The sequence below is a fragment of the Robertmurraya kyonggiensis genome (assembly GCF_005116465.1).
In the GTDB taxonomy this organism is placed as follows: Bacteria; Bacillota; Bacilli; order Bacillales; family Cytobacillaceae; genus Robertmurraya; species Robertmurraya kyonggiensis.
The window spans coordinates 231106-256394 of record NZ_SWBM01000005.1 but is presented as its reverse complement, the minus strand read 5'-3'; the positions used below and the strand labels follow the sequence as shown (position 1 = coordinate 256394).

Sequence of the window (25289 nt, the reverse complement as noted above, 5' to 3'; positions counted from 1 at the left end):
AATGCGGGTGTTTACTGGCTACTTTTTTATCATACTATTATTACCTGTATTTATTATACTTCTCATTCAGCTTTCCGAAGAGACTAGTAGAGTACAAAGCTTACATAAAGTACTCGATAAAAATATTCAGGTTGAAGAAACAAACCTTTCCCAATCCAGCTTTATAAAGGATCAAAACGAAGAAATTATCTCTGAAATTCACAAGCCTAGGAACCGAATCTATGTGAGTTCAGAAAAAATCCCTGAATTCATAAAAGAGATTTTTATTCTTTCAGAAGACCAGCATTTTTATGAGCATGCTGGTTTTGACATTGCCGCAATGGGAAGAGCCCTAGCGGTAAATATACAAGCAAACGGAATTGAAGAAGGCGCGAGTACGATTACCCAACAGCTCGCACGCAATCTTTATTTATCCTACGAGCAGACCTATAATCGTAAATTAAGTGAGGTCCTTTACGCGTATCAGCTAGAGCGTACATACTCCAAGGAAGAGATATTAGAACTCTATTTAAATACGATTTATTTTAATAGCGGTGCTTACGGGATTGAGGCAGCTGCCAACACTTATTTTCAAAAAAGTACGGAACAGCTAACGAAAGCGGAGCTCGCTTTTTTAGCAGCGATCCCAAATAATCCAACCTTGTACAATCCGATTACTCATTTTGAGCAAACAAAGGCCCGACAGGAACGATTAATCGATTTAGTTGCAAAAGATGGTCTTCTTAATAATGAAGAAGCGATGGCCCTAAAAGGGGAAAACATCCACCTCAATCCGAAAAAGAGGATTGATCAATACCCCGATTATGTCACGTTTGTAGAGAGTGAATTAAAGGATTTAATTGCTCAAGCAGAAGGCTTCACTGTACAAATGGCCGGAGCCGATGCTTCTCAAAAAGAGTTACTGGAAAAGAATTTAGACACTCGAGTAAACGAAGTTATCGCTTCAGGCATTGTGATTGAAACTGCTTTGAATCCGACGGTTCAGGAAAGAGCAGTTCAAGCTGTGAAACGATTTCTTCCTTATGAAGACATCGAGGGCTCAGCCACCGTGATTGATCATGGAGCTCACGAAATCATCGCCCTTGTTGGTGGAAAAAATTATCAGAAATATGATTTTAACCGCGCATATCAAGGGTACCGTCAGCCTGGTTCTGCAATAAAGCCATTGCTCGTCTATGCACCTTATATCAATCAAACAAACGCCGCGCTATCTGAAAAAATAAGTGCTGATAATATTTGCTTTAATGAATATTGTCCAAAAAATTATGGCGAAGGCACTTACGGAAAGGTTACGCTTGAGCAAGCATTGATTAAGTCCTACAACACACCTGCTGTACGGATTCTGAATAAAACTGGAATCGAGAACGCCTTTAATGACTTAGCTAAGTTTCAATTCAAAAAGGTCACTGCTGAAGATCAGCGATTACCTGCAGCAATTGGAGGATTTTCTTACGGTATGACTTCTCTTGAAATGACCAATGCCTTTACCGTTTTTGCGAATGGGGGCAACTACCAACCTGCTCGAACAATTCGGCAAGTCACCGACTTAAGCGGAAAGGTACTTTATAAATGGGAAGACTCTCCGACTATTGTATGGAAAAGTACTACCGTTGATAAAATGAGGTCTCTACTAAATAAAGTAGTCACTTCCGGAACAGGAAGAAAAGCATATTTCTCGAGTCCTTATATCGGCGGAAAAACTGGAACAACAAATGATTACCATGATTTTTGGTTTATCGGCCTGACCGATAAAGTAACTGCTGGTGTATGGGTCGGCAAGGACAATCCTGCAAATATTAAATATGTAGAATCAACCGCTCCTCACCAGTTGATTTGGAAGGAGATTGTGTCGGGGATACAATAATGCTTAATGCATGTTTGATTGACAAATTGACTGATATTCAACCGGATTTTGTCATTCATTCTCTATTTGAATGACAACCCGAGCGACATTCTACTAGTTTTTGTCACTCAAACACCCTAAAAACAAAAAAGCTTTCCTCTAAAGGGCATCACCCTTAAGGAAAGCTTCTTTTCATTTATTAGCCTTGTACTACAGCCTTTTTCCCGCGCAGCGCCATTGGAGTATACACACAATATGGTTCGCTTTCTAGGTAGTCACCTGTCACTGCATACGTTCTCGAACGTGAGCCACCGCAGACAAAGCGATATTCACAAACTCCACATTTCCCTTTGTATAAATCCGGATTGCGAAGCTCCTTCAACACTGGTGATTCACGGTAAATTTCTTTTAATGGCTTCTCTCTAACATTTCCAACCTTAATCGGAAGAAGTCCACTTGGTAGAACGTCACCAACATGGGAAATAAAAATAAATCCATTTCCGTCATTTACTCCTTTTGGAGCTCGTTTAAGACCATCAATCATGGACGCATGGTCAGTCGTGATCGTATCCTCATAACGAATCTCCGAACTATCAATTCGATGTTCTCTCGCTTTTTGCTGTAAGACAACACGGCGATAATGTTGAGCAGCCGTAGTTTTAATATCAAATGGAGCCGTTTTACTTAAATCATACAACCAACGAAAGACCTTCTCGTGTTCAGCAGGCGTGATACAAGCATCTTCCTGACCACGTCCAGTAGGAACAAGAAGAAAAATATACCACATAATCGCCTTTAGGTCCTTCACTAGCTCAGCCATTTGCTCCAGATGGTCATAATTATAACGAGAAATTACCGTATTGATCTGTAGTGGCATTTCCAACTCATTCAAATACTTAATTTTCTCTAATGTTAAATCAAAAGAACCCGGTGTTCCTCTAAAATGATCATGGATTTCAGGAGTTGGTCCATCTAAACTGAATCCCCATCTAGAGAGCCCCACATTCTTCGCTCTTTCCATTCTTTCCTTCGTTACATTAGCAGTAGCACTTGGCGTCATCGACACACGCATTCCTTTTTTAACCGCGTATTCAGCTAAATCGAATAAGTCCTCACGCATCATACAGTCGCCGCCAGTGAAGACGAGCATCGGATTATTCATTTCGTATATTTGATCAATGAGCTGAATTCCTTCCTCATGCGTGAGCTCTCTCGGATCAGGTTTTGTTTGCGCATCTGCCCGACAATGTACACATTTTAGCTGACAGGCTCTCGTAACCTCCCAAATAGCAATAAAAGGATTTTCATTATAATCAATCATTTTTCCCATATGTGGATGTCCTTGACCATGCATATTGCTCACCTAATTTCACATTATATTTTTTATTTAATTATAAAAATTATAAATAAGATAAGCAGTTACATTTGTCACTTTTACATACAGACAAAAGAGGAAATCCCATTGCACTGGGACTTCCTCCTACTTAAATTGGCAAGCTTGCCATAATACTGTTATATACTTTTACCGCCAAGAATAATACGCCTGTCAAAAGCGCTGACCAAATCACAACTTGAAAAAAGATAACCCCGATTGTCCCAGCAAAAGTCATTGAAGGACTAATTTTAAATACAAAATAAATAAAATATACCACCGTCGTACCCACAAAAATCGCCACAATGCCGATCATACTAAAGAGACTAAATAGCGATATAGCTCCGCCAATAAAGTAAATAAGTGAACCAGCGCGAATATACTTTAAACTATCGCCTTCTGAATCCTTAGAAAAGAAAAGGAGAGAAATTTCATTCACCGTATTAGCGATGAGCTTCAATGCAGCAAACACCATAAAAAAGAGAATTAGAAGTAAGCTGAGAAGGGCTAATTTAATGCCACCATCAGTAAAGAACTCCTTCATTCCTTCATAAATTCCAGCATTTTTTAAGATCTCAAGGAGCTCCATCTCAACCCGAATCGATAAAGAAAGGCTGAATAAAAGAATTGCAAGAAGTGGAAAGTAGCTAGTTAAGTATGTATTTTTCATCATAATTCTCCAACCTCAAAAAGTAGATTTCGCAAAATGAAATCTACTTTATTATGAAAGAATTATTTATTACTGACAAGTTATTTCAAATTATTATAAATTTTTTCTCATAAATCATATTGTTAAAATCCTAATGCCGTTGGCCAGCGGCCGATTTTAACGTAAAAATAGATATTTGTGCTTATTATACTGTGTGTAGCTCTTTTCTCTCTCTTTCAAGCCATTGAGTATCAAAAAAATTATTTGATTCACTATATATTAGCTCCAACTGCAAAAAAGTTTGAGAAAAGAGCCTTTATAATTCTTCTATTCTCACATATTCTCTCGCTTTAAAAATCTTGTACTTTCTAGGTACGCTCTGTACTGGATTTGAAATTGGCAATATCTCCAAGACGTCTTCGTTTTCCAATCCAATCATGGGATCATAAAACTCTCTTTTATGCTGCCCATCCCAGAACCATGCTAAAGAAAATAGGAGGAGAAAAATGGATGAGACTATTAGTATTTTTCTTCTCAATTCACACACCTCCGTCTCAAGTTAGTGTGTCAAAACATGCCTAACGTTATACGTAAAAAAATTTTTTTTAAGAATTTTTCCCTTGTATTTTTACACGTTTCTACCTATTTATTATAAAGGGTTAGGAACCTTAAGGAATAAGCCATCGATCCATGCAACTAGATATTTTTTAATGTATAATTTTATGTATACGATATTCATAATCGTCAAATCTAGGGGAAAAACATACAGGAATAATATCTTTTTCTTGGATTTTTTAAGGGGGGGTTGTTTTGTCATTGTTGCATTTAGCTATTATTGCACCATTGCTATACGCTATTTTAGTTCCACTTTTTTATAAAAGCTTTCGTCAAATACATACAGGCTGGTTTGTGTTACCGCTACCGATTATTCTTTTTGCTTACTTCTTTTCCTATATCTCCACAACGAGACATCAAGCTATCGTTATGGAAACGCTTAATTGGATCCCATCCATGGGCATCAATTTCACTGCAAAAGTAGACGGCCTTGGACTACTTTTCGCCTTGCTAATTACCGGTATAGGTTCATTAGTCATCCTTTACTCTATTTACTATTTGTCAAAAACAAAGGAAAAACTTAACACCTTTTATACCTATTTGCTCCTTTTTATGGGTGCTATGCTTGGGGTTGTCCTCTCCGATAACCTAATTGTCATGTATGCTTTTTGGGAGTTAACGAGCTTCTCTTCATTTTTACTGATTGGTTATTGGTATCAAAGAGAAAAATCTCGATATGGGGCACAAAAATCGATGATCATCACAGTGTTTGGTGGTCTTGCAATGCTCGGAGGGATCATCCTCTTACACTTGATGACCGGAAGCTTCAGTATTACAGAAATCATTGCTCAGGCACATGATATCGTAAATCATTCCTTATTTATTCCAGCATTACTATGCGTATTGTTAGGGGCATTTACAAAGTCCGCTCAATTCCCGTTTCACATCTGGCTTCCAGATGCGATGGAGGCACCTACACCAGTTAGTGCATACCTTCACTCCGCTACAATGGTCAAAGCAGGTATTTATTTAGTCGCACGACTTACACCTGTATTTGCTGTAGATGGATTGTGGGTCTGGTTAGTCGCTGGATTTGGAATCGTAACCCTATTCTGGGGTTCTTTCTCGGCTGTGAAACAAACCGATTTAAAAAGCATCCTTGCTTTTTCAACGGTCAGTCAGCTCGGCTTAATTATGTCTCTACTTGGAGTTGGTGCAGCGGCTCTTCATTTTCCAGGTGTGGAGGACAATCTTTATATTGTTGCCACGACGGCTGCAGTGTTCCATTTAATCAACCATGCCACCTTTAAAGGAAGCTTATTCATGGTCGCTGGTATTGTCGATCATGAAACTGGGACAAGAGACATTCGTAAACTAGGCGGCTTAATGCATTTTATGCCGATTACATTTACAATCGCGATTATTGGAACATTCTCCATGGCAGGATTACCGCCATTTAACGGATTTTTAAGTAAGGAAATGTTCTTTACAGGAATGCTTCATGTCCTTGAACTCGATTTATTCAATTTCCAATCCGTTGCAATTCTATTTCCGATTATTGCATGGATTGCAAGTGTCTTTACCTTCATTTATAGTATGATGCTTGTATTTAAAACTTTTACAGGGAAACATCAACCAGAAAAATTGGACAAGAAGCCTCACGAGGCACCGATCGGAATGCTAATTTCTCCTACGATTTTAGCTTCACTTGTCATTATTATTTTCTTTTTCTCAAATTCACTTTTATCAGAGAATATAATTGAGCCAGCACTAGCTGCTATCTTTCCAGGGTTACTTACAGAAGGAACTGGATTTATGGTCCATATCGATATATGGCATGGTTTCAAACCTGAACTATTTATGACACTTGGTGTTATAGCTTTTGGAATCTTGCTCTATCTCACATATCCGAAATGGCGAAAAATTTACAAGCTTTTCCCAGATAAGCTAGCGCTAAACCGTCTTTACGATGGGATACTAGAAAGAGCTCAAAACGGATCCAATCGTTTAACAAATTCCTATATGACAGGTTCCATTCGATCATACTTAGTGTACATTTTCACTTTCTTTATTATTATTTTGGCAACTTCACTCTTTGTGAAAAATGCTTTTAAACTGGATACAAGTAAGGTATCTTCCATCGGAATCTATGAATTATTGCTGGCCCTTTTCATTGTCATTGGCGCAATTAGTACCGTTTTTGCAAAAACGAGATTGGCCTCGATCCTTTTACTAGGGGCTGTTGGCTATATGGTATCACTGTTCTATGTATTGTTTAGAGCACCTGACCTGGCCCTAACACAACTCGTCATTGAGACGGTTTCTGTCGCTTTATTTTTAGTCTGTTTCTACCATTTACCGAAGCTGCGCAAAGAAGATTCACGTGTACGCTTTAAACTAATGAACGCGCTGATTTCTGTCGGAGTAGGGATAATGGTGACGTTAATCGCTTTATCTGCTCATAGCAATAAATTCTTTCAATCCATTTCACAGTATTATATTGAAAATACGTATACAGAAGCAGCCGGAAAGAACATGGTTAACGTCATCCTTGTTGACTTCCGTGGCTTCGATACCCTTTTTGAAATCACCGTACTTGCTATTGCTTCATTAGGGATTTACGGAATGATTCGTTTACGTTTAACAAGGGGGGATGAGGAATGAGATCGAACAATAACATCATTTTAGAAACAACGATTAAAGTTGTTCTCTTTATCATCGTCCTCTTCTCTGTCTACATTTTCTTTGCCGGACATTACTACCCAGGTGGCGGATTTATCGGTGGCTTAATGACTTCAGGAGCGATCGTCCTCCTTTTAATCGCATACGACATCAAGACCGTCGCAACGATTTTACCGGTAAATTATCGGACAATGACCGGAATTGGACTTTTGTTTGCAATCGGAACAAGTGCCGGTTCGCTTCTATTTAACGTACCTTTCTTGACTCATGCATTCGGACATATTGAAGTGCCTGTGCTTGGTGAAATTTCCCTTCATACAGCTACACTATTTGATTTAGGCGTGTATTTAGTTGTTGTTGGAGTCACGATGACCATTATTCAAACGATAGGAGAGGATGAATAGTGGAAATAGTAATGGCAATTGTTGTTGGAATTTTGTTCATGACGGCTACTTATTTAATGCTCTCAAAGAGTTTATTACGTATTATTGTCGGAACTGGGCTACTCAGTCACGGTGCTCACTTATTGATTTTAACAATGGGTAGGTTAAAAAGAGGTTCGGCTCCACTTTTAGGAGAAAAGGGCCCGTATACAGATCCATTGCCACAAGCTCTTATCTTAACTGCAATCGTCATTAGCTTCGGAGTTACCGCCTTTTTCTTAGTATTGGCATATCGAGCTTATAAAGAACTAGGCACAGATAACATTGAAAAGATGAGAGGAAATAGAGGCAATGAATAATTTAATCATTTTACCAATACTAATTCCGTTTGTAACAGCAGCAATCCTAATCTTTTTTCATAAAAAAGTTAAGGTTCAAAGATGGTTCTCTGCCCTTTCTTCCATTGCCACCATCATCGCTGCCCTGGTCCTTGTTCAAAAGGTCCATACGGATGGGATTCAATCACTGAATATTAGTAGCTGGGATGCTCCATTTGGGATTACACTCGTTTCAGACATGCTGTCGGCTCTACTTGTACTAACTACGAGCATCGTCGCATTTGTCTGTCTTATTTATTCGTTTAAGTCCATAGGAGCAGAACGTGAAAAGTATTATTACTATCCCGTGTTCAATTTCTTAATTGTTGGGGTAAACGGTGCTTTCACAACAGGAGATATTTTCAACCTCTTCGTCTTTTTCGAAGTGATGCTGATGTCTTCCTATGTATTGATCGTATTAGGTGGCACAAAGATTCAGCTAAGAGAATCGATTAAGTACTTGCTTGTCAATGTTATTTCATCGGCTCTTTTCGTTATTACGGTAGCCTATCTCTACTCTGTAGTCGGAACGCTGAATATGGCCCATATTTCTCAGCGCATCGCCGAAATTGGACAGCCAGGAATTTTATCGGTTATCGCCGTGCTATTCTTGATTGTATTTGGATTAAAAGGAGCCATTTTCCCTCTGTATTTTTGGATGCCTGGCTCCTATTATGCACCGCCTGCACCAGTCTTAGCATTATTTGGTGCTTTATTAACAAAGGTTGGAGTCTACTCCATCACCAGAACGTATACATTATTCTTTTACCATGACCAAGGCTTCACCCATGAACTGTTGCAGCTCCTGGCACTCGTTTCAATTATTGCCGGAGTGATCGGTGCTATCGCTTATTGGGACATAAAAAAAGTTATTATTTATAACATCATTGTGGCAGTTGGCGTTATTTTATATGGCGTCTCAGTCATGAATATTGATGCACTAACTGGATCAATCTTTTATCTCATCCACGATATGATTATTAAAGCCGCCTTGTTCCTTCTTGTTGGTATTATGATTGCTATAACAGGGACAAGTAACCTGAAAAAAATTAGTGGCTTAATCAAACGCTATCCCGGTGTCGGTTGGACCTTCTTTATCTCAGCCTTGGCACTGGCTGGAATTCCTCCTTTAAGTGGTTTTATTGGAAAATTACTGATTGTGCAAGGAGGATTTGAGGGAAGTAGCTATGTCGGGGCAGCCATCGTTCTTATGTCGAGTTTACTAGTCCTCTTCTCTGTTATGAAAATCTTCATTAATGGATTTTGGGGCGTTCACCGAGCATATGAAAATGAGGACAAGGCTCCAGTAAAATGGCTTCTTATTTCTCCTGTGATTTTAGTTATTTTGTCAGCATTGTACGGTATTGGAACAGAAGCAATCTTACCGTATATTTCTCAAGCAGCAGAAACCTTAGCTAATCCAAGTATGTATATTGATGCTGTCTTAAAGGAGTGATGGGAATGGCATTTCAAATTTTGCTCAATGTTTTTCTAGCATTCTTATGGATGTTTATTAAAGTATCCTATGATTTGTCTAGCTTTATTAAAGGTTACTTTTTCGGTCTGATTATCATGTTTGTGTTCAGAAGATTTTTCCGCTCTCGTTTCTATGTTGGGAAGGTAATAGCTGTCATTAAACTTCTGTTCATTTTTTTAAGAGAGCTTGTATTGTCCAATATTTCTGTTTTAAAAGTAGTATTGAAACCAAAGCTAGATATGCGTCCTGGAATATTTGCGTATGAGACGATACTAAAAAAGGACTGGGAAATTACAGTCCTGTCAAACCTCATTACCCTGACTCCTGGAACACTTGTAGTGGATGTTTCTGATGATAATAAAACATTGTACATTCATGCGATGGATATTGCCGATGTAGATGAGGCGATTACCAGCATCAAGGAATCGTTTGAAAAAGCAATCTTGGAGGTGAGCAAATGATGTTAGATATCGTCATTCGAATTGCTCTATTCTGTTTGGCTCTTGCCATGGTAGCACTCATTTATCGTGTGATTAAGGGGCCATCGATGCCCGACCGCATCATCGCATTAGATGCAATCGGAATTAATCTTGTTGCCATTATTGCGCTCATTTCCATTGAATTAAGAACAAATGCTTTTCTTGAAATTATCCTTCTTATCGGGATACTGGCCTTCATCGGAACAGTTGCCTTCGCCAAGTATTTAGAAAAGGAGGTTCTATTTGAACGTGAACGAGATCAGTAATATTATAATCGCTTTTTTCATCCTCGTCGGAGCTTTTTTAAGCCTTGTCGCAGCGTTTGGTGTGATTCGACTACCTGATGTCTATACTAGGAACCACGCCGCTTCTAAAGCCGCTACATTAGGTGTGATGTCCATTTTGTTCGGTGCCTTCTTATATTTCTATTTGGTGGAAGGTCATTTTAACTCACGACTTATTTTAGGAATCGTCTTTATCTTTATGACTTCACCTGTCGCAGGACACTTAATCAGTAGAGCAGCCTATAATACTGGTGTGAAGCTGTGGGATAAAAGTGTTCATGATGATTTGAAAACAAAAGTAAAAAGTAAAGAGTTGTAAGCACGAAAAGAACCAAACTTTTGATAGTTTGGTTCTTTTTTGGGGTTTATGTAACTGATTTCGAGCTTATTTTTCAATATATCGGTCGTTATTCAAATATATCGGTCTAAACATCAAAATACTACTTCCTTTTCACCACTGCCATCGTACATCTCGAAACACAGATTAACTTATTCTCTTCATCAGTAATTTTAATATCCCATACCATTGTAGTTTTTCCTTGATGAAGTACAGTTCCGGTCGCAGTAACAATTCCATCTTTCTTTCCTCTTACATGATTCGCGTTGATTTCAAGCCCAACAGCCGCCTCTGTTTCCTGGTCAATCAATTCAAACGCCCCCACAGATGCAACAGTTTCCGCTAAGGCAACTGACGCTCCACCATGCAACAAACCGAATGGTTGACGTGTTCTATCATCTACAGGCATCGTTGCAACTACATGCCCTTTTTCTAATGTCGTAATTTCGATCCCTAATGTATTCATAAGCGTTTTTGAAAAATCCATTCCCTATCCCCTCCAAATTCGTTTCTACTAATGTTTATGACATTGAATTGAGTTTTTCCTTCTTTTTCCTACGAAAAAATGCAAACAACAAATAACCCAGTACAAGAACAACTCCGACGATTATAAGTTCTTTCTCAAAATCAAAGATTTTTTCTTTATGATCGCCAAACCAGTAACCCAAACTAAAAACAATCGTGACCCATACGAAAGCGCCAGAGTATGCAAAGAGCATAAACGTTTTTATCGGTAATTTGCTGACCCCATATAAAAATGGAACAAAATTTCTTAAGCCTGGCAGAAAATAGCTAAACGATAAAGAATAGGAATGATATTTATCCATCACTTTAAGCGAACGCTCAATCACATTCGCAAAATGCTTCCGTTTTTGTAAAAAAGGGAGCAGTGGACCGCCAACGATCCTCCCAAGCAAATAAGCTGTTGTTAATCCGGCTAAAATGCCTCCGTATGTAACAATAAAGGTGCCTATCGTATTCAGTACTTCCTCTGATGCTGCAAGCCCAACAGTCATAACAATAACCTCATTCGGAAGTGGAGCACCAAACACACCTAACCAAAGCCATAGAAAAAGGCCCAAATAACCGCTTTTTTCTATAATATCTAAAATAAATTCGAGCTCCATTTTGTTGCTCCTTCCCTTCTCGGGATCAAGAAACTTTCCCCTTAAAAATTCGTCTTATTATTTAAAAAAGAACAAAAGGTGGAAATGGTTAATGAAATTATACCAAATCCTGCTACTCTTAGTCTGTTTATTTGTTTTGCCATCTTGGGTACTAGCTGCTCCTGATCCAGCCGTAGTAAAAGAACGGAAACAAGAAGCACATCTTCATGTGAGCGGAAAGGTCATCGATGATTCATTGGTTGAGGAGTTTAAAGAAGACCAAACTCAGTCGCGAAAGATGATTATTAAAATTGAGGAAATTTATCAGCAAACTATCACACCTCCTGAATCCGTTCAAGAACTGATTGAGGTGCAGTATCTCTATGTGCCTGACTGGATTGACTATACTGGAAAAAGCGTTCATGTTCGGACCGGGGACATTGTCGAGCTCTGGCTAGAGAAGGACGGACAATTTTTGACTCCGACTATCGGTGGTTATGGAGTGGAGATGCTTCAAAGTAGTGGCCCGAGAGTAGAACATATTCCTGAACCGTTCACCCACAAGGTTAAGTCCATTTGGCATGAAGCCTGGTCAAATTCCTTTTCTCCTTTTACTGTTTTCATTGTTTTAGTGTTAATACTCTTTATTCTTTTATGGTACGGGAGTAAAAATTGGAAAAAACATTAGCCAAGCCTTTCTTGCATATACATAGTGGAGATGCTCAAGAAGAAAGGAGATGAAAGTGTGCATCCGCATCAGCGTAGAGCTTACTATTTCCCTCCTCCTAATAACTATGTCCCTTATTTTTATCCACCACCTTATTATTACCAACGAGTACTTCCACAAGTAGATCCAACATTATTCATAACCTCTGCCAAACATATGCAAATTATTATGAAAGACGCAAGTATTTTACTAGATAGAATGTCAACGTCAAGACAGTTTGCCTTTGATCTCATGACAGCTGCACAAAATTCCGAGCAAGCCAAGGTCAATCAAATGTTAAAAAACACAGGCATTCAAACAACACCTAAAATTTCCTTTAACCCTGATGGGCTAATACTCAATTTCAGTTCTGTTGCAGCAGATCTGGACTGCTGCCATCTTAGCCTATCATTACGGTGGCGAAAATAAGAAAAATAGGTGCATTTTATAGTGCACCTATTTCTTAAATCATTGATCACTTGGTTTTGTGGTTTCCTTCGAGATATCTACTTTCCAAGAAACGATAGTTGTACTATCTCTGACATTATGAGACTGTATTATCTCTATCATGTGTTGAATACACTCAGCATCTACAGTGTTTAAAAAGGAATTATAAATGGTTATTGGATTTGAATAGGGTTCTCCCGGACATTCTATTAAACCATCTGTTGTTAGAAAAAGATGATTTTCTCCTTTTCTCAATTCCTTTATTCCACTACTGTAACAAGGAACCTCTTGCTCAAAAGTATTAACTTGTCCCACCCATTCATAGAATTGTCTTTGGTTTACTTGGTACTGTCCAAGTGCTGCTAATTCTTCATGGAATAAGTAGAGAATACAGTCCCCTACCGAGAACCACCATACATACTTATCTTTTCTCACTACTATTAAACAAGCTGTTTCACCAGTAGCATTTCGACACCTTTCCAAAAAGGCTTCTGATTGGAACATACTTAATATCTTTTCTTCTAGGGGTTTGAACATTTGCTGAGCTCTCGGCAATGATAATAGTTTCTTTATGTGATATTTTTCTTCCTCAAACAGTTCTAACACAATCTCAGCACTCTCTGCAGTTTTATGTGCATCAAGAATAATAGCAAACTCCCAACCTTCCTTTTCATTCAGCCATACCAAGCATCCGTCTTCATTTTTGTATTGTCCTGCATTTGAATTGCCACCATAAAGCCCCACAACTACATGCGAAAGTTGCTTAATATATGGTTTATCAACGAAATCCTCTTGACTACCAACCCAGTTAAAATCATGTATATGGTTAGTCATAGGCATTATCTAAATACTTTTTAATACGAGCACAAAGGTCAATAACCTCTGAATTTGTTCCCATCGGAGCTTGTGGCCAATCGTATACAGCATTGGGACCCCAATATTCTTTAGGTGTATTCGGATAACGTGGCACTAGGTGCATATGAAGATGAGGAACTGCATCCCCCAAAACATACGAATAAATATGTTCCGCATGTTCATTGTCCATTAACGCCTTGCTTACCCTAGCCAACATCAACCCAAATGCTTTTGCCTCTTCCTCACTCATATCCCCAAGCGTTGGAGCATGCCTTTTTAAGTCAATCATAATGTGGCCTAAATAATTGGGTTCTCCATTTCTATCAATGTGACCAATATAAACCAATTCGTCTTCATAAATCGTCAATCCAGCAGTCTGTATCTTCCCAGCATGTTTGTTGCAAATGAAACAAGCCTCCACAAGAACTCCCTCCCTTTTTTGATATTTCTACGATTATATTATAATCTTAGTTTAATTGGAATAATTTTCTAGAATAAAAGAGAAATGCACCTCACATTGATATGCATTTCTCTTTTACCACCTACTAATAAAACGGTGGACCACCGAAGTTTCCAAAATTCCCTTTGTTTCCATAGGCTCCTAAAACATTATTTCCATAAGGTCCGGGACCACCAAAATTTCCATATCCACCACCAAAGTTTCCAGGGTTACCAAAACCGCCTGGTCCCCCAAAGCCATACGGACCATACGGTACTGGGTAAGGAAACGGCCTCGGACGAGCAAAGGCTCCACCGATTAGGCCACCAGCTAAGCCACCAATCAAGCCTCCCCAAAACGGAGCTCCAAAGGCAAAAAAGAACCTTTGATCAGGCACAAAAGGCCCTCTATAATAACGCATTCTCAAACCTCCTTAATATTACACTCCTTCCCTATTGCATATGCAACAAGCACCTAATTAGAGTGGGCTGATTAAGGAAATTCACACTTATCATTGGGGCAATTCTTCTACTTTTTCTAATTCAGTCGTGACCATTAACTCATATGCATCTTCATTTTTATAGTAGAACTCCTTTTTCACAAGGCCATATTGTTTTGCCCAGTAATGCCGATTCATGCTTTCATTTCCATTTGTTTTCTCCAAGACGATGACATCATTTAGAGTTCCAATTGGCAATGTAAGCTCATGAGCGATATCAACAATTTCCCAGCCGTTTATCATCCTTCCCTTTTCAACAGGTACTGTCAACACATCCTGTATCTGAAACTGTTCTTGAAGCGACGCTACTGATGGCGGTGATTCCTCATAGTATTCAGGCACTTCATAGACTAGATGAATTCCGTTCTGTGTTAATTGATACACCCTTAAAACCTGTGTTCCTCCGTTGTTCCCCAAAGATACTAAGAATTCTCCTTCTCTTTGAAAAATCGTTTCAACTTCAGATGCGTACTCATTTCCTTCTCCTCTAAAATGCTTTATAACATTTTCAGGAGGAAAATATTCTTGAATATTGATAGTAGCCACTTCTTCCACTGGTGTTTCTTCAACTTCAGGAGCTTCCTCTTCGTCGTCAGTACTTGGCTTATCAACACCGTCATCAGATGTAACCTCTTCATTATTCGTATCCTTAGGAGTTTCACCATCAGAATCTGAAGTTGCATTGCAACCAACCAGAAAAAACAATATGAATAACGCATATAATAGCTTTTTAATCCTACCCACCTCATAAATTATGACATTCTTAATTCAGTAGACGTAATCTCAGAAGTTTAGTTGCATGTCCATAAAATAAGGCACGAAAAAACAGCTCCCCATAAAATGAGAAGCTGTTAAAAAATTTTAAGATTCGATTCCTTCGAATCGTTCAACCAACAGAGCTAACGTGCGTGTCATTACACCAGTTGCTCCTGAAGGGCCCATATCAGTTATTTTGGAAGTTGTCGCCGTTCCAGCAATATCAAGATGTACCCAAGGTGTACCTTCTGCAAATTCTCCGACAAATGCTCCACCCATAATGGCGTGTCCTTCTCGGCCAGGAGAATTATTTAAATCGGCAATCTTACTGCTACGAACTCGTTCAATATCGTTTTCAAACAATGGTAAGCGCCAAATTGGTTCACCTGCTTCATAGGAAGCTTCTAATACCTGCTCGAACCATGCTTCATCATTCGTTAAAGCACCTGTTGTTTCCGTTCCAAGTGCAACGATAACACCACCCGTTAATGTAGCGATATCAACTAGATAATTCGCTCCATGATGCTTCGCATACGTAACCGCATCTGCTAAAACAAGGCGTCCTTCCGCATCTGTATTCAGCACTTCAATTGTTTTACCACTCATAGAAGTGATTACATCATCCGGCTTAAATGCTGTACCACTGACCATATTGTCAGTTGAAGGAATCACGGCAACGACATTTTGTTCAGGCTGAAGTTCTCCGATAATTTCCATGGCTCCTAAAACAGCAGCTGCTCCACCCATATCAGATTTCATGCCAACAATGCCATCCTTTGTCTTGATCGAGTAACCACCTGTATCAAAGGTAATTCCTTTTCCAACTAAGCCAATAACATCCTTCCATTCGTCCTTCCCTTGATATTTCAGAACGATCATTTTGGGCGGTTCAGCTGATCCTTGGTTCACGGCTAGCAAAGCGCCCATCCCAAGCTTTAACATATCTTCTTTTTCCAAGATCTCTACTTCAAAACCGTATTTATCACCAAGCTCTTTTGCATAGTTGGCCATGTCAGTTGCCGTTAATAAATTTCCAGGTGTATTCACAAGTGTACGAGCGGAATTTGTTCCTTTTCCATACACATAACCTACTGCTAATGCAGCTTGGATTTCTTCCTCATCTTGCTCCGTTAAAACGATAACTTTTTCAATTTCTTTTTTTGGCTCATTTGATTTTTGCTTATAGCCTTCAAACTCATATGTAGCAAGTGGCAATGCCTCACCTAGAGCATGGGTAGCATCAAGAGCTTCAATCGTTTCCGAAGTAAATGAATCTAAGTACACGGCTACTTCTTCAAGCTTTGCACTTTGAATCTCCTTAAATACTTTTCCAAAAGCTTCGCGAAGAATTTCAAAGGATGCTTCCTTTTCTTTTCCTAAGCCTACGAAAAATAATCTTTTTGCCCCTATTTTTTCAAAAGTATGTATTTTTGAGACAGATTTCTTTTTAGCAGAAATGTCCCCACTTTTAACAAGTTCCGTTAATTGACCTTGAAATAACTCATCTAGATTTGATAAACTACCAGAAAACTTATCTGGTTTGTCATAAAAACCGACCACTAAGCATTCATACTTATCTTGAAAATTTACTACATTGTTCACATTAAACATTACGTCACCCCCAAGAAATATGATTTTATTATATATGAAAGGAAGAAAAGTTTCGACTATCTAACTATCTTCCAAATATAAATATAGCTGTGGCAACTGGGGTAAAGTGTCTACTTTTTCGTAGGAAACTCGATCCAAGTGTTGTGGTATAATGGTTAAACTAGCTTCGATAAACGGATATACTTTTTCAAGATCAAGTCCCCAATGTTTTGGACGATAGTCCTGTAAATATTCGTTGGCGGTTTTCATCATCGCACGAGCACCTTTTACATTTCCATATTCATAATGATATATGGCCACACTCATCTGTAGAAGCCCTTTTAAAAACAGATTCGATTTATCGGTCATCCACATTTCTTCCAGTAAGTCATGACAGGTATAATAGTCGCCTTCATTAAAATGAACAAAGAATTGATAGTATTCGAGTGGATATTCAGTCATTTTGCCTCACCCTTTAAAAATATCTTCTTATTTTCCAACACAAAGGTGGTTACAACATTGGATTTATTGATGAATTTCTCACTATGGGCCGCAATTTTCGCAATATTCTTTGCCCAATTTGTAAAGGTCCCGATTCATTTCGCCGTTACGAAAAAGCTCAACTGGTCGTTACTAACGAGCACTGGTGGAATGCCTAGCTCTCACTCGGCTGCAGTAACGGCATTGTCGACTGGTATTGGTATGGAATCGGGCTTTGATTCGAATGTTTTTGCCATTTCAGCGATATTTGCCATTATCACGATGTTTGATGCTACCGGGGTTCGTCGTCAAGCCGGCGAGCAAGCGATTGTATTAAATCGTTTGGTCACGGATTTCAATAAATTCGTCGATGAAGTAAGGGATTGGCCCAAAAAAGCTGATAAAACAAAGCAAAAAGAATTAAAGGAACTATTAGGACATAAGCCACTTGAGGTTTTCTTTGGAGGATTAACAGGAATTCTGTTAACTCTTATTCTACATTATATAGTATATCTATGAGAAAAACTGACCTCTACTCAAAAATGTAGAGGTCAGTTTTTCTGTATTATTCACTTTTAGATTGAATGATTTGCTGGCGAAACACCTGCATCGATTCATTTTCATTTAACGCTTTTAATTCTTCTTCTGTCAGCTTCCCGTCACCTTTTTCGATTACGTAGACTTCGAGCTTCTTCTTACCCCATTTTTCATATACTTCTTCAACTGTATCGTAATAAAGGTCGACTTCATTTCCTTTAATGGCTCCTCCCTTATCCGCTACAACACCATAACCATAGCCAGGGATATAGAGAATTGTGCCAATCGGAAACACATTTAAGTCTGCTGCAACCGTTGAATACAGGTCACGTGTTACTTTTACCCCTGAATACGTAATTCCGTATTGGGGATGTTCAGGTCCTTTTCCAGTTGATTCTACTCCAGCTGTATAGCCAGTCGCAGTCACTTCTGTACTTGGATATTTGGACCAATCCATTTCATCTAAAGTAGGCGGCGTTCCAGATACTTTTTCACTCGAAGATATTTTTAAATCCGTATTCGTTACTTTTTGTAAAAATTTAAAAGCAACTTCCATCGGTTTAAATTTGTGATCCGTAGTGGAATCATTTTCCTCTTCGTGACCAAGGTATGTGGTAAGTGACATGGCCTCGACACCAGAAATTCCCTGATATGTTGTCATCAAAGCTGCACAAAATAAAAATGTCATCAACAAACGTCTTGTCCAATTTTTAAAGTTTCTCATCTAAAAAATCGCTCCTCCCATGACTATTCATTTCCGATCTTGCGATGAATTATTCATGAGATTGAGCGATTTTTGTTAAAATATATAGAAAATTCAATATAATTAGCTGCACATATAAAAAAACCTTCACATTTTTAGTGAAGGTTTTAAAACATTCGATATCCTTTTTTGCGAAGAATTCTCATTGTTATTCCTGCTCCAATTGCTCCAGCAAGTCCGCTGCTAAGAATTAGAATATCCGCAAGGGCTAAATGAGAAAATCTTGTTCCTAGTTCAGTAAAAGATGATTTACTATCTGTAAAATATTCGATGAATCTCACTTTATCAACAATAAAAATGGTGATGATCGGATAGACAAATGCCATAATCCAAGTCATTCTTAATAGCATATTTAAAATAAAACCAATTCCAAAGAACAGTACAAAAAAGAGTAGCATCGAAATCGGTAGGGTAAATATCGTCATCTGCATTGCGCACAAGCCTCCCTTATATCACCATTAAGTGTACTTAATGGAATGTAGGGAGTCAACAAGAAAGTACGCTCATAATAGGTCGAAAAAAATACTCCGAAGCTCAGCTTCAGAGTATTTTTCCATTTAAAGATTTACTTAAAAGATATTGAATTTACCTTTTTTCAGTACTAATGATGGTCCACCAACCATATATAGAGAACGGTTGTCGATCACTTTCTTCATGAATGATGCTGTAGAACCAGTCATTTTCTTACCGAATGCAACCCCAATTGCATCGTCATGACCTAGAGAACATACAGTACCTTTAATATCTGGTACGAATGTTTCTAACTCTTTTCCACGAATTAGTGCAAGGATGTTGTGTGCAACTGTTACACCTTGTTGCATCGCAATTTGAGCAGTTGGTGGGTATGGACGATTGATTTCTTCATTAATTACTAGAGAAGAATCTCCAATAATGAATACATCATCATGACCTGGTGCTCTTAAATCTGGTTGAACCTTTACACGCCCGCGCATTGCTTCAAAACCAGACTTTTCAACGATTGCGTTTCCTCTTACACCAGCAGCCCAAACAACCGTTCCAGCTTTGATTTCTTCTACTTCGTCTTCACCTTTACCAACGATGATTCCTGTTTCAGTTGCTTCTTTAACAGCTGTTCCAATCATGAAAGTAACGCCTTTTTTCTCTAATTGAGCCACTGCATAGTTTACTAACTCAGGGTCAAATCCTGGTAAAACAGTTGGAGCTGCTTCAACACAGATGATTTTAACCTTATGAGGATCAATATCGTACTCTTTGCATAATTCTGGTACACGATTTCCTAATTCACCCAGGAACTCGATACCTGTGAATCCTGCTCCACCAACGACAATAGTTAGGCGCTCTTCTTTTTTATCTTCTTCTGCTTGATAAGTCGCAAATTGATATTCGATATGGTCACGAATTTGACGTGCTGAATTTACGTTTACAATGGAAAAAGCATATTCCTTAAGCCCTTTAATTCCGAAAGTTTCTGATTCTCCACCTACTGCGACTACAAGATAGTCGTATGGAAGTTCGCCTTCTTCAAGGATAACTTTTTTCTCATCTCTATTTACTTCAACAACCGTACCTTGTATAAATTCAACTTTGTTACGGTCAATTACACTAGAAATGTCGTAACGTACACGATCATGATGTAATGTACCAGCAGATGCTTCATGTAACCAAGTTGTTTCATAGTGATAGTCATTTTTGTTCACAAGCTGGATTTCAACTTCATTCATTCCTACTGCCTTTTGTAATCTTGTTGCAGTCATTAGGCCACCGTAACCGGCACCTAGAATCACGATTTTTGGCTTTCTCAAAGTGATCACTTCCACCTTTTATTCTTTATTTTTTCTCTTTTCTGCTTACCTTTTCTTATCTTCACCACATTATTCATTTATAGTAGTGAAAGTAAGAAAAAAGTTTGTGATACTTTTCACTAACTCAAGCAAAAAAATGTCGAAAATTTGTCACACAAATTTAACATATTACCTAAAGTACATGATATTCCTTTTCTCTCGCTTTTTCAAGCTAAATATACATAAAAAATAACTTGTTTATGTTGGTAATTCATTTAGAAATTCTCAACTATTAAATGAATGGAGAGTACTCCTTCCCTTTTACCCTGATGTAGTTTGAAATTATTTATGGTAATATATAAGGTGGCAATTGCACTATTTCTATCTGGGGGGATTTGGAATGAAAGAAGATCAAAAAGTATTTGATATAACCATCATTGGCGGTGGACCGGTTGGTCTATTCACAGCCTTTTACGGTGGGATGAGACAGGCATCAGTTAAAATCATCGAAAGCTTGCCTCAGCTGGGGGGACAATTATCTGCGTTATATCCTGAAAAATACATATATGATGTAGCTGGTTTTCCAAAGGTTCGTGCTCAAGAGTTAGTTAATAACTTAAAAGAGCAAATGTCCAAATTTGAGCAATCCATCATCCTAGAGCAATCCGTTGAAAAGATTGAAAAGCAAGAAGACAATATATTTAAATTAACAACAAACAAAGAAATTCACTATACAAAAACAGTTATTATTACAGCTGGGAACGGTGCTTTCCAACCGCGTCGCTTAGAGCTTGAGAATGCTACTGAGTACGAAGGAAAGAACCTACATTACTTCATTGATGATTTAAACCAATTTGCTGATAAAAGAGTCGTTGTTTTTGGTGGCGGAGATTCCGCAGTAGACTGGGCTTTAATGCTTGAACCAATCGCAGAAAAAGTGACGATTGTACATCGTCGTGATAAATTCCGTGCCCATGAACATAGCGTTGAAAACCTAAACAATTCTAAGGTCGACATCAAAACACCATACGTCCCAGTAGAATTAGTGGGAGATGTAACTGGTATTAAACAGGTCGTCCTTCAAGATGCAAATGGCGAAGAAAAAACTTCGATTGATGTAGATGCTGTTATTTGTAACTATGGCTTTGTTTCATCCCTAGGACCGATTAAAGAATGGGGTCTTGAAATTGAAAAGAACTCCATCGTCGTTAACTCTAAGATGGAAACAAACATTCCTGGAATTTATGCAGCTGGAGATATTTGCACATACGATGGTAAAGTGAAGCTAATCGCGAGTGGATTTGGTGAAGCACCAACAGCCATCAACAATGCAAAAACATACATTGATCCAAAAGCAAAAGCACAACCACTTCATAGTTCTTCTATGTTTAAGTAATATAAGAAAAGCAAAGCCGCGGGGCTTTGCTTTTTCTAATTCTGTTTTGTTTTTGTACTTGTTTTTCGTAAATGTCCTAAGGCCGACATTTACACCTCTTACGTGGTTTATTGCTACAAATTATTTGTGCACAGCACTTTTCGCTACCTTATTATTAAAAGATCATATTACTTGCTATTCATCCAATCAAAAATTATCTAACAGTAATAATTTTTGCGAAAAGAGCCTTCTATTTAACAAGTCTCTGGTGTACCAGCATCTTTAGCCGTTCTAAATGATGAACCGCATCCACAAGAAGCAATGGCATTTGGATTATCGATTGTGAATCCACCGCCCATGAGCGATTGCTTGTAGTCGATTTTTGTTCCTTTTAGGGCTGCAGCACTATCCTTATCAACAAGAACATTGATTCCATGCTGTTCAAATTGAGTATCTCCTTCTTCTACTTCATGAGCAAAGCCCATTCCATAAGAAAGGCCACTACAGCCTCCACCTTGGATCGCCACTCGTAAGAATGCACTCTCTTCTTCGTTTTCTTTCATCATATCTTTTATCTGCAAAGCAGCAGCTTCTGTAATTGTTACAATATCCATTGTATTCCCTCCTAATTTTTAGGATTTGATCTTACTTATAGTATATACAGCAATGAACCTTTCCTCAACTAGACTGCTTCATTAATTCGATTTCTTTGGACAAATCCTCTCAATCGGTACTTTGTTCATAACAATTGCTGTATAATGAAATTTAACTAAAACTTATACTCAATACGAAAGTAGGTGAAAAAAGTGACAGAATTACTCCCTCTTTACGATAAAAAATTTGAATGCCTTATGTGTAAAAAGACATTTACCTCGAAAAAGGTGCGCTCTCGCTTTGTAAAAGTAACCGAATATGATACGGATTTTTGTCCAAGCTATGCTTCTGAAGAAGCGAATCCTCTTTTATACTATGTAAAAGTTTGTCCACATTGTGGATTTTCATTTTCTGAAGATTTTCTGCCTATTTTTTCACCAGATAGTAAAAATGAGATTACGAAGAAAGTTTGCGATCAGTGGGTTCCTCAGGATTTTGGTCAAGAACGGACGATCCAAACAGCTATTCAAACTTACAAGCTTGCCGCTTATTGTGGAACTTTAAAAAAGGAAAAACATATTAATTTATCTGGTTTGTATATGCGTCTCGGATGGCTCTATCGAGGATTAGAAAATCAGGAGCAAGAACGGAGATTTACAAATTTAGCTTTGCAGGAGTACATGGATTCCTACATGACCGATGATTATAAAGGAACGCAAGTATCAGAAGTTCGTCTTCTCTACTTAATCGGTGAATTATCGAGAAGAACTGATAACATTCCTCAAGCGATCAAATATTTTTCAAAAGTAATCGAAAAGCAAAAGAGTACCACCGAAACTGCCACTATCGAAATGGCAAAGGATCGCTGGCACGAAATTAAAGAAATGCAGAAAACGAACTAGAAATTGGCCTGAGCCAATTTCTTTTTTTATTTAACGGCTCTGTTATTATTCATTGCTGATTTTTTGATTTTCGATAGGTATTCCCACATAACCGGAGAAAATCCGTTTATTTTGAAAAATCCATGAATATTAGGTGAAATAGGCGGAGATTTTCCGCTAATTGACCTTAAAGGCCTTAAAATCATCAAAAATATTTAGCTTAACTGGAAAAATTTCGCTTATTGATAGGGAAATTGGGGAGTTTCTTGATTTATCCGGAGTTTTCCGCCTATTTTCCAATGCAATAAATTCAACACCAAACCTTAACAGAGTTATTTAATACACATGATGTTCATCAATGCGTTGATAGATTTTCTCTACTAAATCGTCGGGTGTTTCGCCCGTCACCACTTCCCCTTCAACTAGGGCATATAAGGTTGCAGAACATTTTCCACAATAGCTTAAGCAGCCATATTCAATAATATCAAGGTTCGGATCCCTCTGGAGTTTTTCCATTGCTTTATGAGAACCACTAGCAAGATTGCTAATGCAAAATTCGATAACCGGCCTAAGCATTACCTTTCACCTCTTAACAAAATAACGCATCATGAAATCCATCATATATCAAGATTAAAAATATTGGCAAGAGCAAAAATCGCCAAATAGTCGAAATTTTGTCAAGAATATGTTGTGATTTTGTCACAATTTCGATATACTTTGAATGACTTTAAAGCGTTTTCCTTAAATATAGAGAGAAGATTTTTTCATCTAATAGAGCTGCACAAAGGGGATATCCAAAAATGAAAAATCTAGTTATTTTAGGTGGAGGATATGGAGGAATGAGAGTCCTTTCTCGTCTCTTACCGAATGAACTCCCAGAAGACGTATCCATCACTTTAGTAGACCGAACTCCTTACCACTGTCTAAAGACTGAATACTACGCATTAGCCGCAGGGACTATTTCCGATCAACATGTTCGCGTTCCTTTCCCTGAGCATCCTAGATTAACAATTCAATATGGGGAAGTAACTGAAATCAATATTAAAGAGAAAAGAATTGTCCTAAAGGACGCCGATTCACTTACTTATGATGATTTGATTATTGGATTAGGCTGTGAGGATAAATACCACAATGTTCCTGGTGCAAAGGAACACACATATAGCATTCAATCTATTGAAAAATCTAGAAAAACTTATCAAGCATTAAATAATCTACCGCCTGAATCTGTCGTTAGCATTGTAGGTGCAGGATTAAGCGGTGTTGAATTAGCGAGTGAACTGAATGAAAGTCGTCCAGACCTGAAGATTAAGCTTTTTGATCGAGGCAACTACATTCTTTCAGCATTCCCAGTCCGACTAAGTACGTATGTAGAAAATTGGTTTGATAATCACAATGTAGAGATTATCAACAATTCGAATATTACTAGAGTAGAAGAGAATACTCTCTATAACCATAACGAGCCTATCTATAGCGATATTATTGTTTGGACAGCTGGAATTCAACCAATTGAAGTCGTTCGTAACATGGATGTGGAAAAGGATAAACAAGATCGCATTGTTTTGACACTTCACCATAACATTCCTGGAGATGAACACGTTTATGTCGTGGGGGATTGTGCAAGCCTACCACATGCTCCTAGTGCCCAACTTGCAGAAGGACAGGCTGAGCAAATTGTGGATATCCTGTTGAAAAGATGGAAGAATGAAGAGCTTCCAGAATCGTTGCCAACAATTAAACTAAAAGGCATTCTTGGTTCCTTAGGAAAAAAACATGGCTTTGGTCTAGTAGCAGAACGACCAATTACTGGCCGTGTTGCACGATTACTGAAATCCGGTATCTTGTGGATGTATAAATATCATAATGGATAAGAAAAGCGGAAGCGCCTTGGTCATCGCCGTACAAACTGGAGGGGCATCGACTGAGATAAAAGGAAACTGGAATTGCGTAAGCAATTCCTAGTTGACTTATCGTAGGGAGTAAAAATGCACTTCAATTTTTACCTGGTGACCCGAAGTTTGCTAGGCGATAGGCGCTGGAGCTAGACAATTCTCAAAGTAGAG

The 25289-nt window shown here is 38.3% G+C and carries 30 protein-coding genes; 14 read left to right on the top strand and 16 right to left on the bottom strand.

The window, feature by feature from the left end; translation table 11 throughout:
- Position 1: 1 nt before the first annotated feature.
- The gene (locus FA727_RS18860; protein WP_170209290.1) at positions 2-1864 is read left to right on the top strand and encodes a transglycosylase domain-containing protein; all 1863 of its coding nucleotides are present in this window, start codon (positions 2-4) and stop codon (positions 1862-1864) included.
- Positions 1865-2042: 178 nt separating this feature from the next.
- On the opposite strand, the gene FA727_RS18855 is transcribed toward FA727_RS18860, so the two are convergent.
- The 3 genes from FA727_RS18855 to FA727_RS18845 all read right to left on the bottom strand — a co-directional run bounded on the left by FA727_RS18855 (position 2043) and on the right by FA727_RS18845 (position 4402).
- The gene (locus FA727_RS18855; protein WP_136833081.1) at positions 2043-3197 is read right to left on the bottom strand and encodes a TIGR04053 family radical SAM/SPASM domain-containing protein; all 1155 of its coding nucleotides are present in this window, start codon (positions 3195-3197) and stop codon (positions 2043-2045) included.
- Positions 3198-3327: 130 nt separating this feature from the next.
- Positions 3328-3885 carry a DUF5366 family protein gene (locus FA727_RS18850; RefSeq protein WP_136833127.1) on the bottom strand — a complete coding sequence of 186 codons (558 nt, stop codon included), beginning with the start codon at positions 3883-3885 and terminating at the stop codon, positions 3328-3330.
- Between the two features lie 295 nt (positions 3886-4180).
- Positions 4181-4402, bottom strand: coding sequence for a hypothetical protein (locus FA727_RS18845; protein ID WP_136833080.1), 222 nt, complete (start codon positions 4400-4402; stop codon positions 4181-4183).
- Between the two features lie 272 nt (positions 4403-4674).
- On the opposite strand from FA727_RS18845, the gene FA727_RS18840 reads away from it, so the two are divergent.
- Genes FA727_RS18840 through mnhG form a run of 7 tightly spaced genes read left to right on the top strand, consistent with a single transcriptional unit; the run spans position 4675 to position 10420 of the window.
- Positions 4675-7083, top strand: a complete 2409-nt coding sequence (locus tag FA727_RS18840) for a Na+/H+ antiporter subunit A (RefSeq protein WP_136833079.1) — start codon at positions 4675-4677, stop codon at positions 7081-7083.
- On the top strand, positions 7080-7505 hold the full coding sequence (locus FA727_RS18835) for a Na(+)/H(+) antiporter subunit B (RefSeq protein WP_136833078.1): 426 nt from the start codon (positions 7080-7082) through the stop codon (positions 7503-7505). Before FA727_RS18840 ends, FA727_RS18835 begins: the two co-directional genes overlap by 4 nt.
- Positions 7505-7843: a Na(+)/H(+) antiporter subunit C gene (locus FA727_RS18830; RefSeq protein ID WP_136833077.1), complete on the top strand. Its 339-nt coding sequence runs from the start codon at positions 7505-7507 to the stop codon at positions 7841-7843. The genes FA727_RS18835 and FA727_RS18830 overlap by 1 nt, the downstream gene beginning before the upstream one ends.
- Positions 7836-9317 carry a Na+/H+ antiporter subunit D gene (locus FA727_RS18825; protein ID WP_136833076.1) on the top strand — a complete coding sequence of 494 codons (1482 nt, stop codon included), beginning with the start codon at positions 7836-7838 and terminating at the stop codon, positions 9315-9317. Before FA727_RS18830 ends, FA727_RS18825 begins: the two co-directional genes overlap by 8 nt.
- 5 nt (positions 9318-9322) lie before the next feature.
- Positions 9323-9799, top strand: a complete 477-nt coding sequence (locus FA727_RS18820; protein WP_136833075.1) for a Na+/H+ antiporter subunit E — start codon at positions 9323-9325, stop codon at positions 9797-9799.
- Positions 9799-10083: a Na(+)/H(+) antiporter subunit F1 gene (locus FA727_RS18815; protein ID WP_136833126.1), complete on the top strand. Its 285-nt coding sequence runs from the start codon at positions 9799-9801 to the stop codon at positions 10081-10083. Before FA727_RS18820 ends, FA727_RS18815 begins: the two co-directional genes overlap by 1 nt.
- Positions 10067-10420: a monovalent cation/H(+) antiporter subunit G gene (gene mnhG, locus FA727_RS18810; RefSeq protein ID WP_136833125.1), complete on the top strand. Its 354-nt coding sequence runs from the start codon at positions 10067-10069 to the stop codon at positions 10418-10420. The genes FA727_RS18815 and mnhG overlap by 17 nt, the downstream gene beginning before the upstream one ends.
- A 121-nt stretch (positions 10421-10541) precedes the next feature.
- Here the strand turns inward: mnhG and FA727_RS18805 are convergent, their stop codons facing one another.
- Together FA727_RS18805 and FA727_RS18800 are read right to left on the bottom strand one after the other, a co-directional pair.
- Positions 10542-10925 (bottom strand): hotdog fold thioesterase, encoded by a 384-nt coding sequence (locus tag FA727_RS18805; protein ID WP_136833074.1) that lies wholly within the window; start codon positions 10923-10925, stop codon positions 10542-10544.
- A gap of 34 nt (positions 10926-10959) precedes the next feature.
- Complete coding sequence (locus FA727_RS18800; protein WP_136833073.1) at positions 10960-11565, bottom strand: DedA family protein; 606 nt, start codon at positions 11563-11565, stop codon at positions 10960-10962.
- Between the two features lie 91 nt (positions 11566-11656).
- Here FA727_RS18800 and FA727_RS18795 point away from each other — a divergent pair, with 91 nt between their 5' ends.
- Both FA727_RS18795 and FA727_RS18790 read left to right on the top strand, forming a co-directional pair.
- A complete protein-coding gene (locus FA727_RS18795; protein ID WP_136833072.1) occupies positions 11657-12232 on the top strand; it encodes a hypothetical protein in 576 nt (191 codons plus the stop codon).
- A gap of 30 nt (positions 12233-12262) precedes the next feature.
- Positions 12263-12679 carry a YuzC family spore coat inner layer protein gene (locus FA727_RS18790; RefSeq protein ID WP_497707048.1) on the top strand — a complete coding sequence of 139 codons (417 nt, stop codon included), beginning with the start codon at positions 12263-12265 and terminating at the stop codon, positions 12677-12679.
- Between the two features lie 39 nt (positions 12680-12718).
- Here the strand turns inward: FA727_RS18790 and FA727_RS18785 are convergent, their stop codons facing one another.
- From FA727_RS18785 to FA727_RS18760, 6 genes are all read right to left on the bottom strand, one after another.
- A complete protein-coding gene (locus FA727_RS18785; protein WP_136833070.1) occupies positions 12719-13531 on the bottom strand; it encodes a PP2C family serine/threonine-protein phosphatase in 813 nt (270 codons plus the stop codon).
- Positions 13524-13973: an HIT family protein gene (locus tag FA727_RS18780; protein WP_136833069.1), complete on the bottom strand. Its 450-nt coding sequence runs from the start codon at positions 13971-13973 to the stop codon at positions 13524-13526. The genes FA727_RS18785 and FA727_RS18780 overlap by 8 nt, the downstream gene beginning before the upstream one ends.
- Positions 13974-14097: 124 nt before the next feature.
- Positions 14098-14412: a hypothetical protein gene (locus FA727_RS18775; protein ID WP_246041962.1), complete on the bottom strand. Its 315-nt coding sequence runs from the start codon at positions 14410-14412 to the stop codon at positions 14098-14100.
- Positions 14413-14502: 90 nt separating this feature from the next.
- Complete coding sequence (locus FA727_RS18770; RefSeq protein WP_136833068.1) at positions 14503-15234, bottom strand: hypothetical protein; 732 nt, start codon at positions 15232-15234, stop codon at positions 14503-14505.
- A 117-nt stretch (positions 15235-15351) separates the two neighbouring features.
- Positions 15352-16857 (bottom strand): leucyl aminopeptidase, encoded by a 1506-nt coding sequence (locus FA727_RS18765; RefSeq protein WP_136833067.1) that lies wholly within the window; start codon positions 16855-16857, stop codon positions 15352-15354.
- Positions 16858-16917: 60 nt separating this feature from the next.
- Positions 16918-17298 carry a DUF309 domain-containing protein gene (locus FA727_RS18760; RefSeq protein ID WP_136833066.1) on the bottom strand — a complete coding sequence of 127 codons (381 nt, stop codon included), beginning with the start codon at positions 17296-17298 and terminating at the stop codon, positions 16918-16920.
- A gap of 57 nt (positions 17299-17355) precedes the next feature.
- Between FA727_RS18760 and FA727_RS18755 the strand changes: the two genes are divergently transcribed.
- A complete protein-coding gene (locus FA727_RS18755; protein ID WP_136833065.1) occupies positions 17356-17835 on the top strand; it encodes a divergent PAP2 family protein in 480 nt (159 codons plus the stop codon).
- Between the two features lie 46 nt (positions 17836-17881).
- Here the strand turns inward: FA727_RS18755 and spsC are convergent, their stop codons facing one another.
- The 3 genes from spsC to FA727_RS18740 form a co-directional block, all read right to left on the bottom strand.
- The gene (spsC, locus tag FA727_RS18750; protein ID WP_136833064.1) at positions 17882-18577 is read right to left on the bottom strand and encodes a stationary phase survival protein SpsC; all 696 of its coding nucleotides are present in this window, start codon (positions 18575-18577) and stop codon (positions 17882-17884) included.
- A gap of 146 nt (positions 18578-18723) precedes the next feature.
- Positions 18724-19047: a YuiB family protein gene (locus FA727_RS18745; RefSeq protein ID WP_136833063.1), complete on the bottom strand. Its 324-nt coding sequence runs from the start codon at positions 19045-19047 to the stop codon at positions 18724-18726.
- A 138-nt stretch (positions 19048-19185) separates the two neighbouring features.
- On the bottom strand, positions 19186-20409 hold the full coding sequence (locus FA727_RS18740; protein WP_194138548.1) for an NAD(P)/FAD-dependent oxidoreductase: 1224 nt from the start codon (positions 20407-20409) through the stop codon (positions 19186-19188).
- A gap of 370 nt (positions 20410-20779) precedes the next feature.
- On the opposite strand from FA727_RS18740, the gene FA727_RS18735 reads away from it, so the two are divergent.
- Positions 20780-21775, top strand: a complete 996-nt coding sequence (locus FA727_RS18735; protein ID WP_126405264.1) for an NAD(P)/FAD-dependent oxidoreductase — start codon at positions 20780-20782, stop codon at positions 21773-21775.
- A 233-nt stretch (positions 21776-22008) separates the two neighbouring features.
- Here FA727_RS18735 and FA727_RS18730 read toward each other — a convergent pair whose 3' ends face one another.
- Positions 22009-22368: a HesB/IscA family protein gene (locus FA727_RS18730; RefSeq protein ID WP_126405265.1), complete on the bottom strand. Its 360-nt coding sequence runs from the start codon at positions 22366-22368 to the stop codon at positions 22009-22011.
- Between the two features lie 192 nt (positions 22369-22560).
- On the opposite strand from FA727_RS18730, the gene FA727_RS18725 reads away from it, so the two are divergent.
- The gene (locus tag FA727_RS18725) at positions 22561-23250 is read left to right on the top strand and encodes a DUF2225 domain-containing protein (protein ID WP_136833061.1); all 690 of its coding nucleotides are present in this window, start codon (positions 22561-22563) and stop codon (positions 23248-23250) included.
- Between the two features lie 315 nt (positions 23251-23565).
- Here FA727_RS18725 and FA727_RS18720 read toward each other — a convergent pair whose 3' ends face one another.
- Positions 23566-23805 carry a YuzB family protein gene (locus FA727_RS18720; protein WP_136833060.1) on the bottom strand — a complete coding sequence of 80 codons (240 nt, stop codon included), beginning with the start codon at positions 23803-23805 and terminating at the stop codon, positions 23566-23568.
- Between the two features lie 224 nt (positions 23806-24029).
- On the opposite strand from FA727_RS18720, the gene FA727_RS18715 reads away from it, so the two are divergent.
- Positions 24030-25097 carry an NAD(P)/FAD-dependent oxidoreductase gene (locus tag FA727_RS18715; RefSeq protein ID WP_136833059.1) on the top strand — a complete coding sequence of 356 codons (1068 nt, stop codon included), beginning with the start codon at positions 24030-24032 and terminating at the stop codon, positions 25095-25097.
- The last annotated feature ends 192 nt before the right edge of the window (positions 25098-25289 follow it).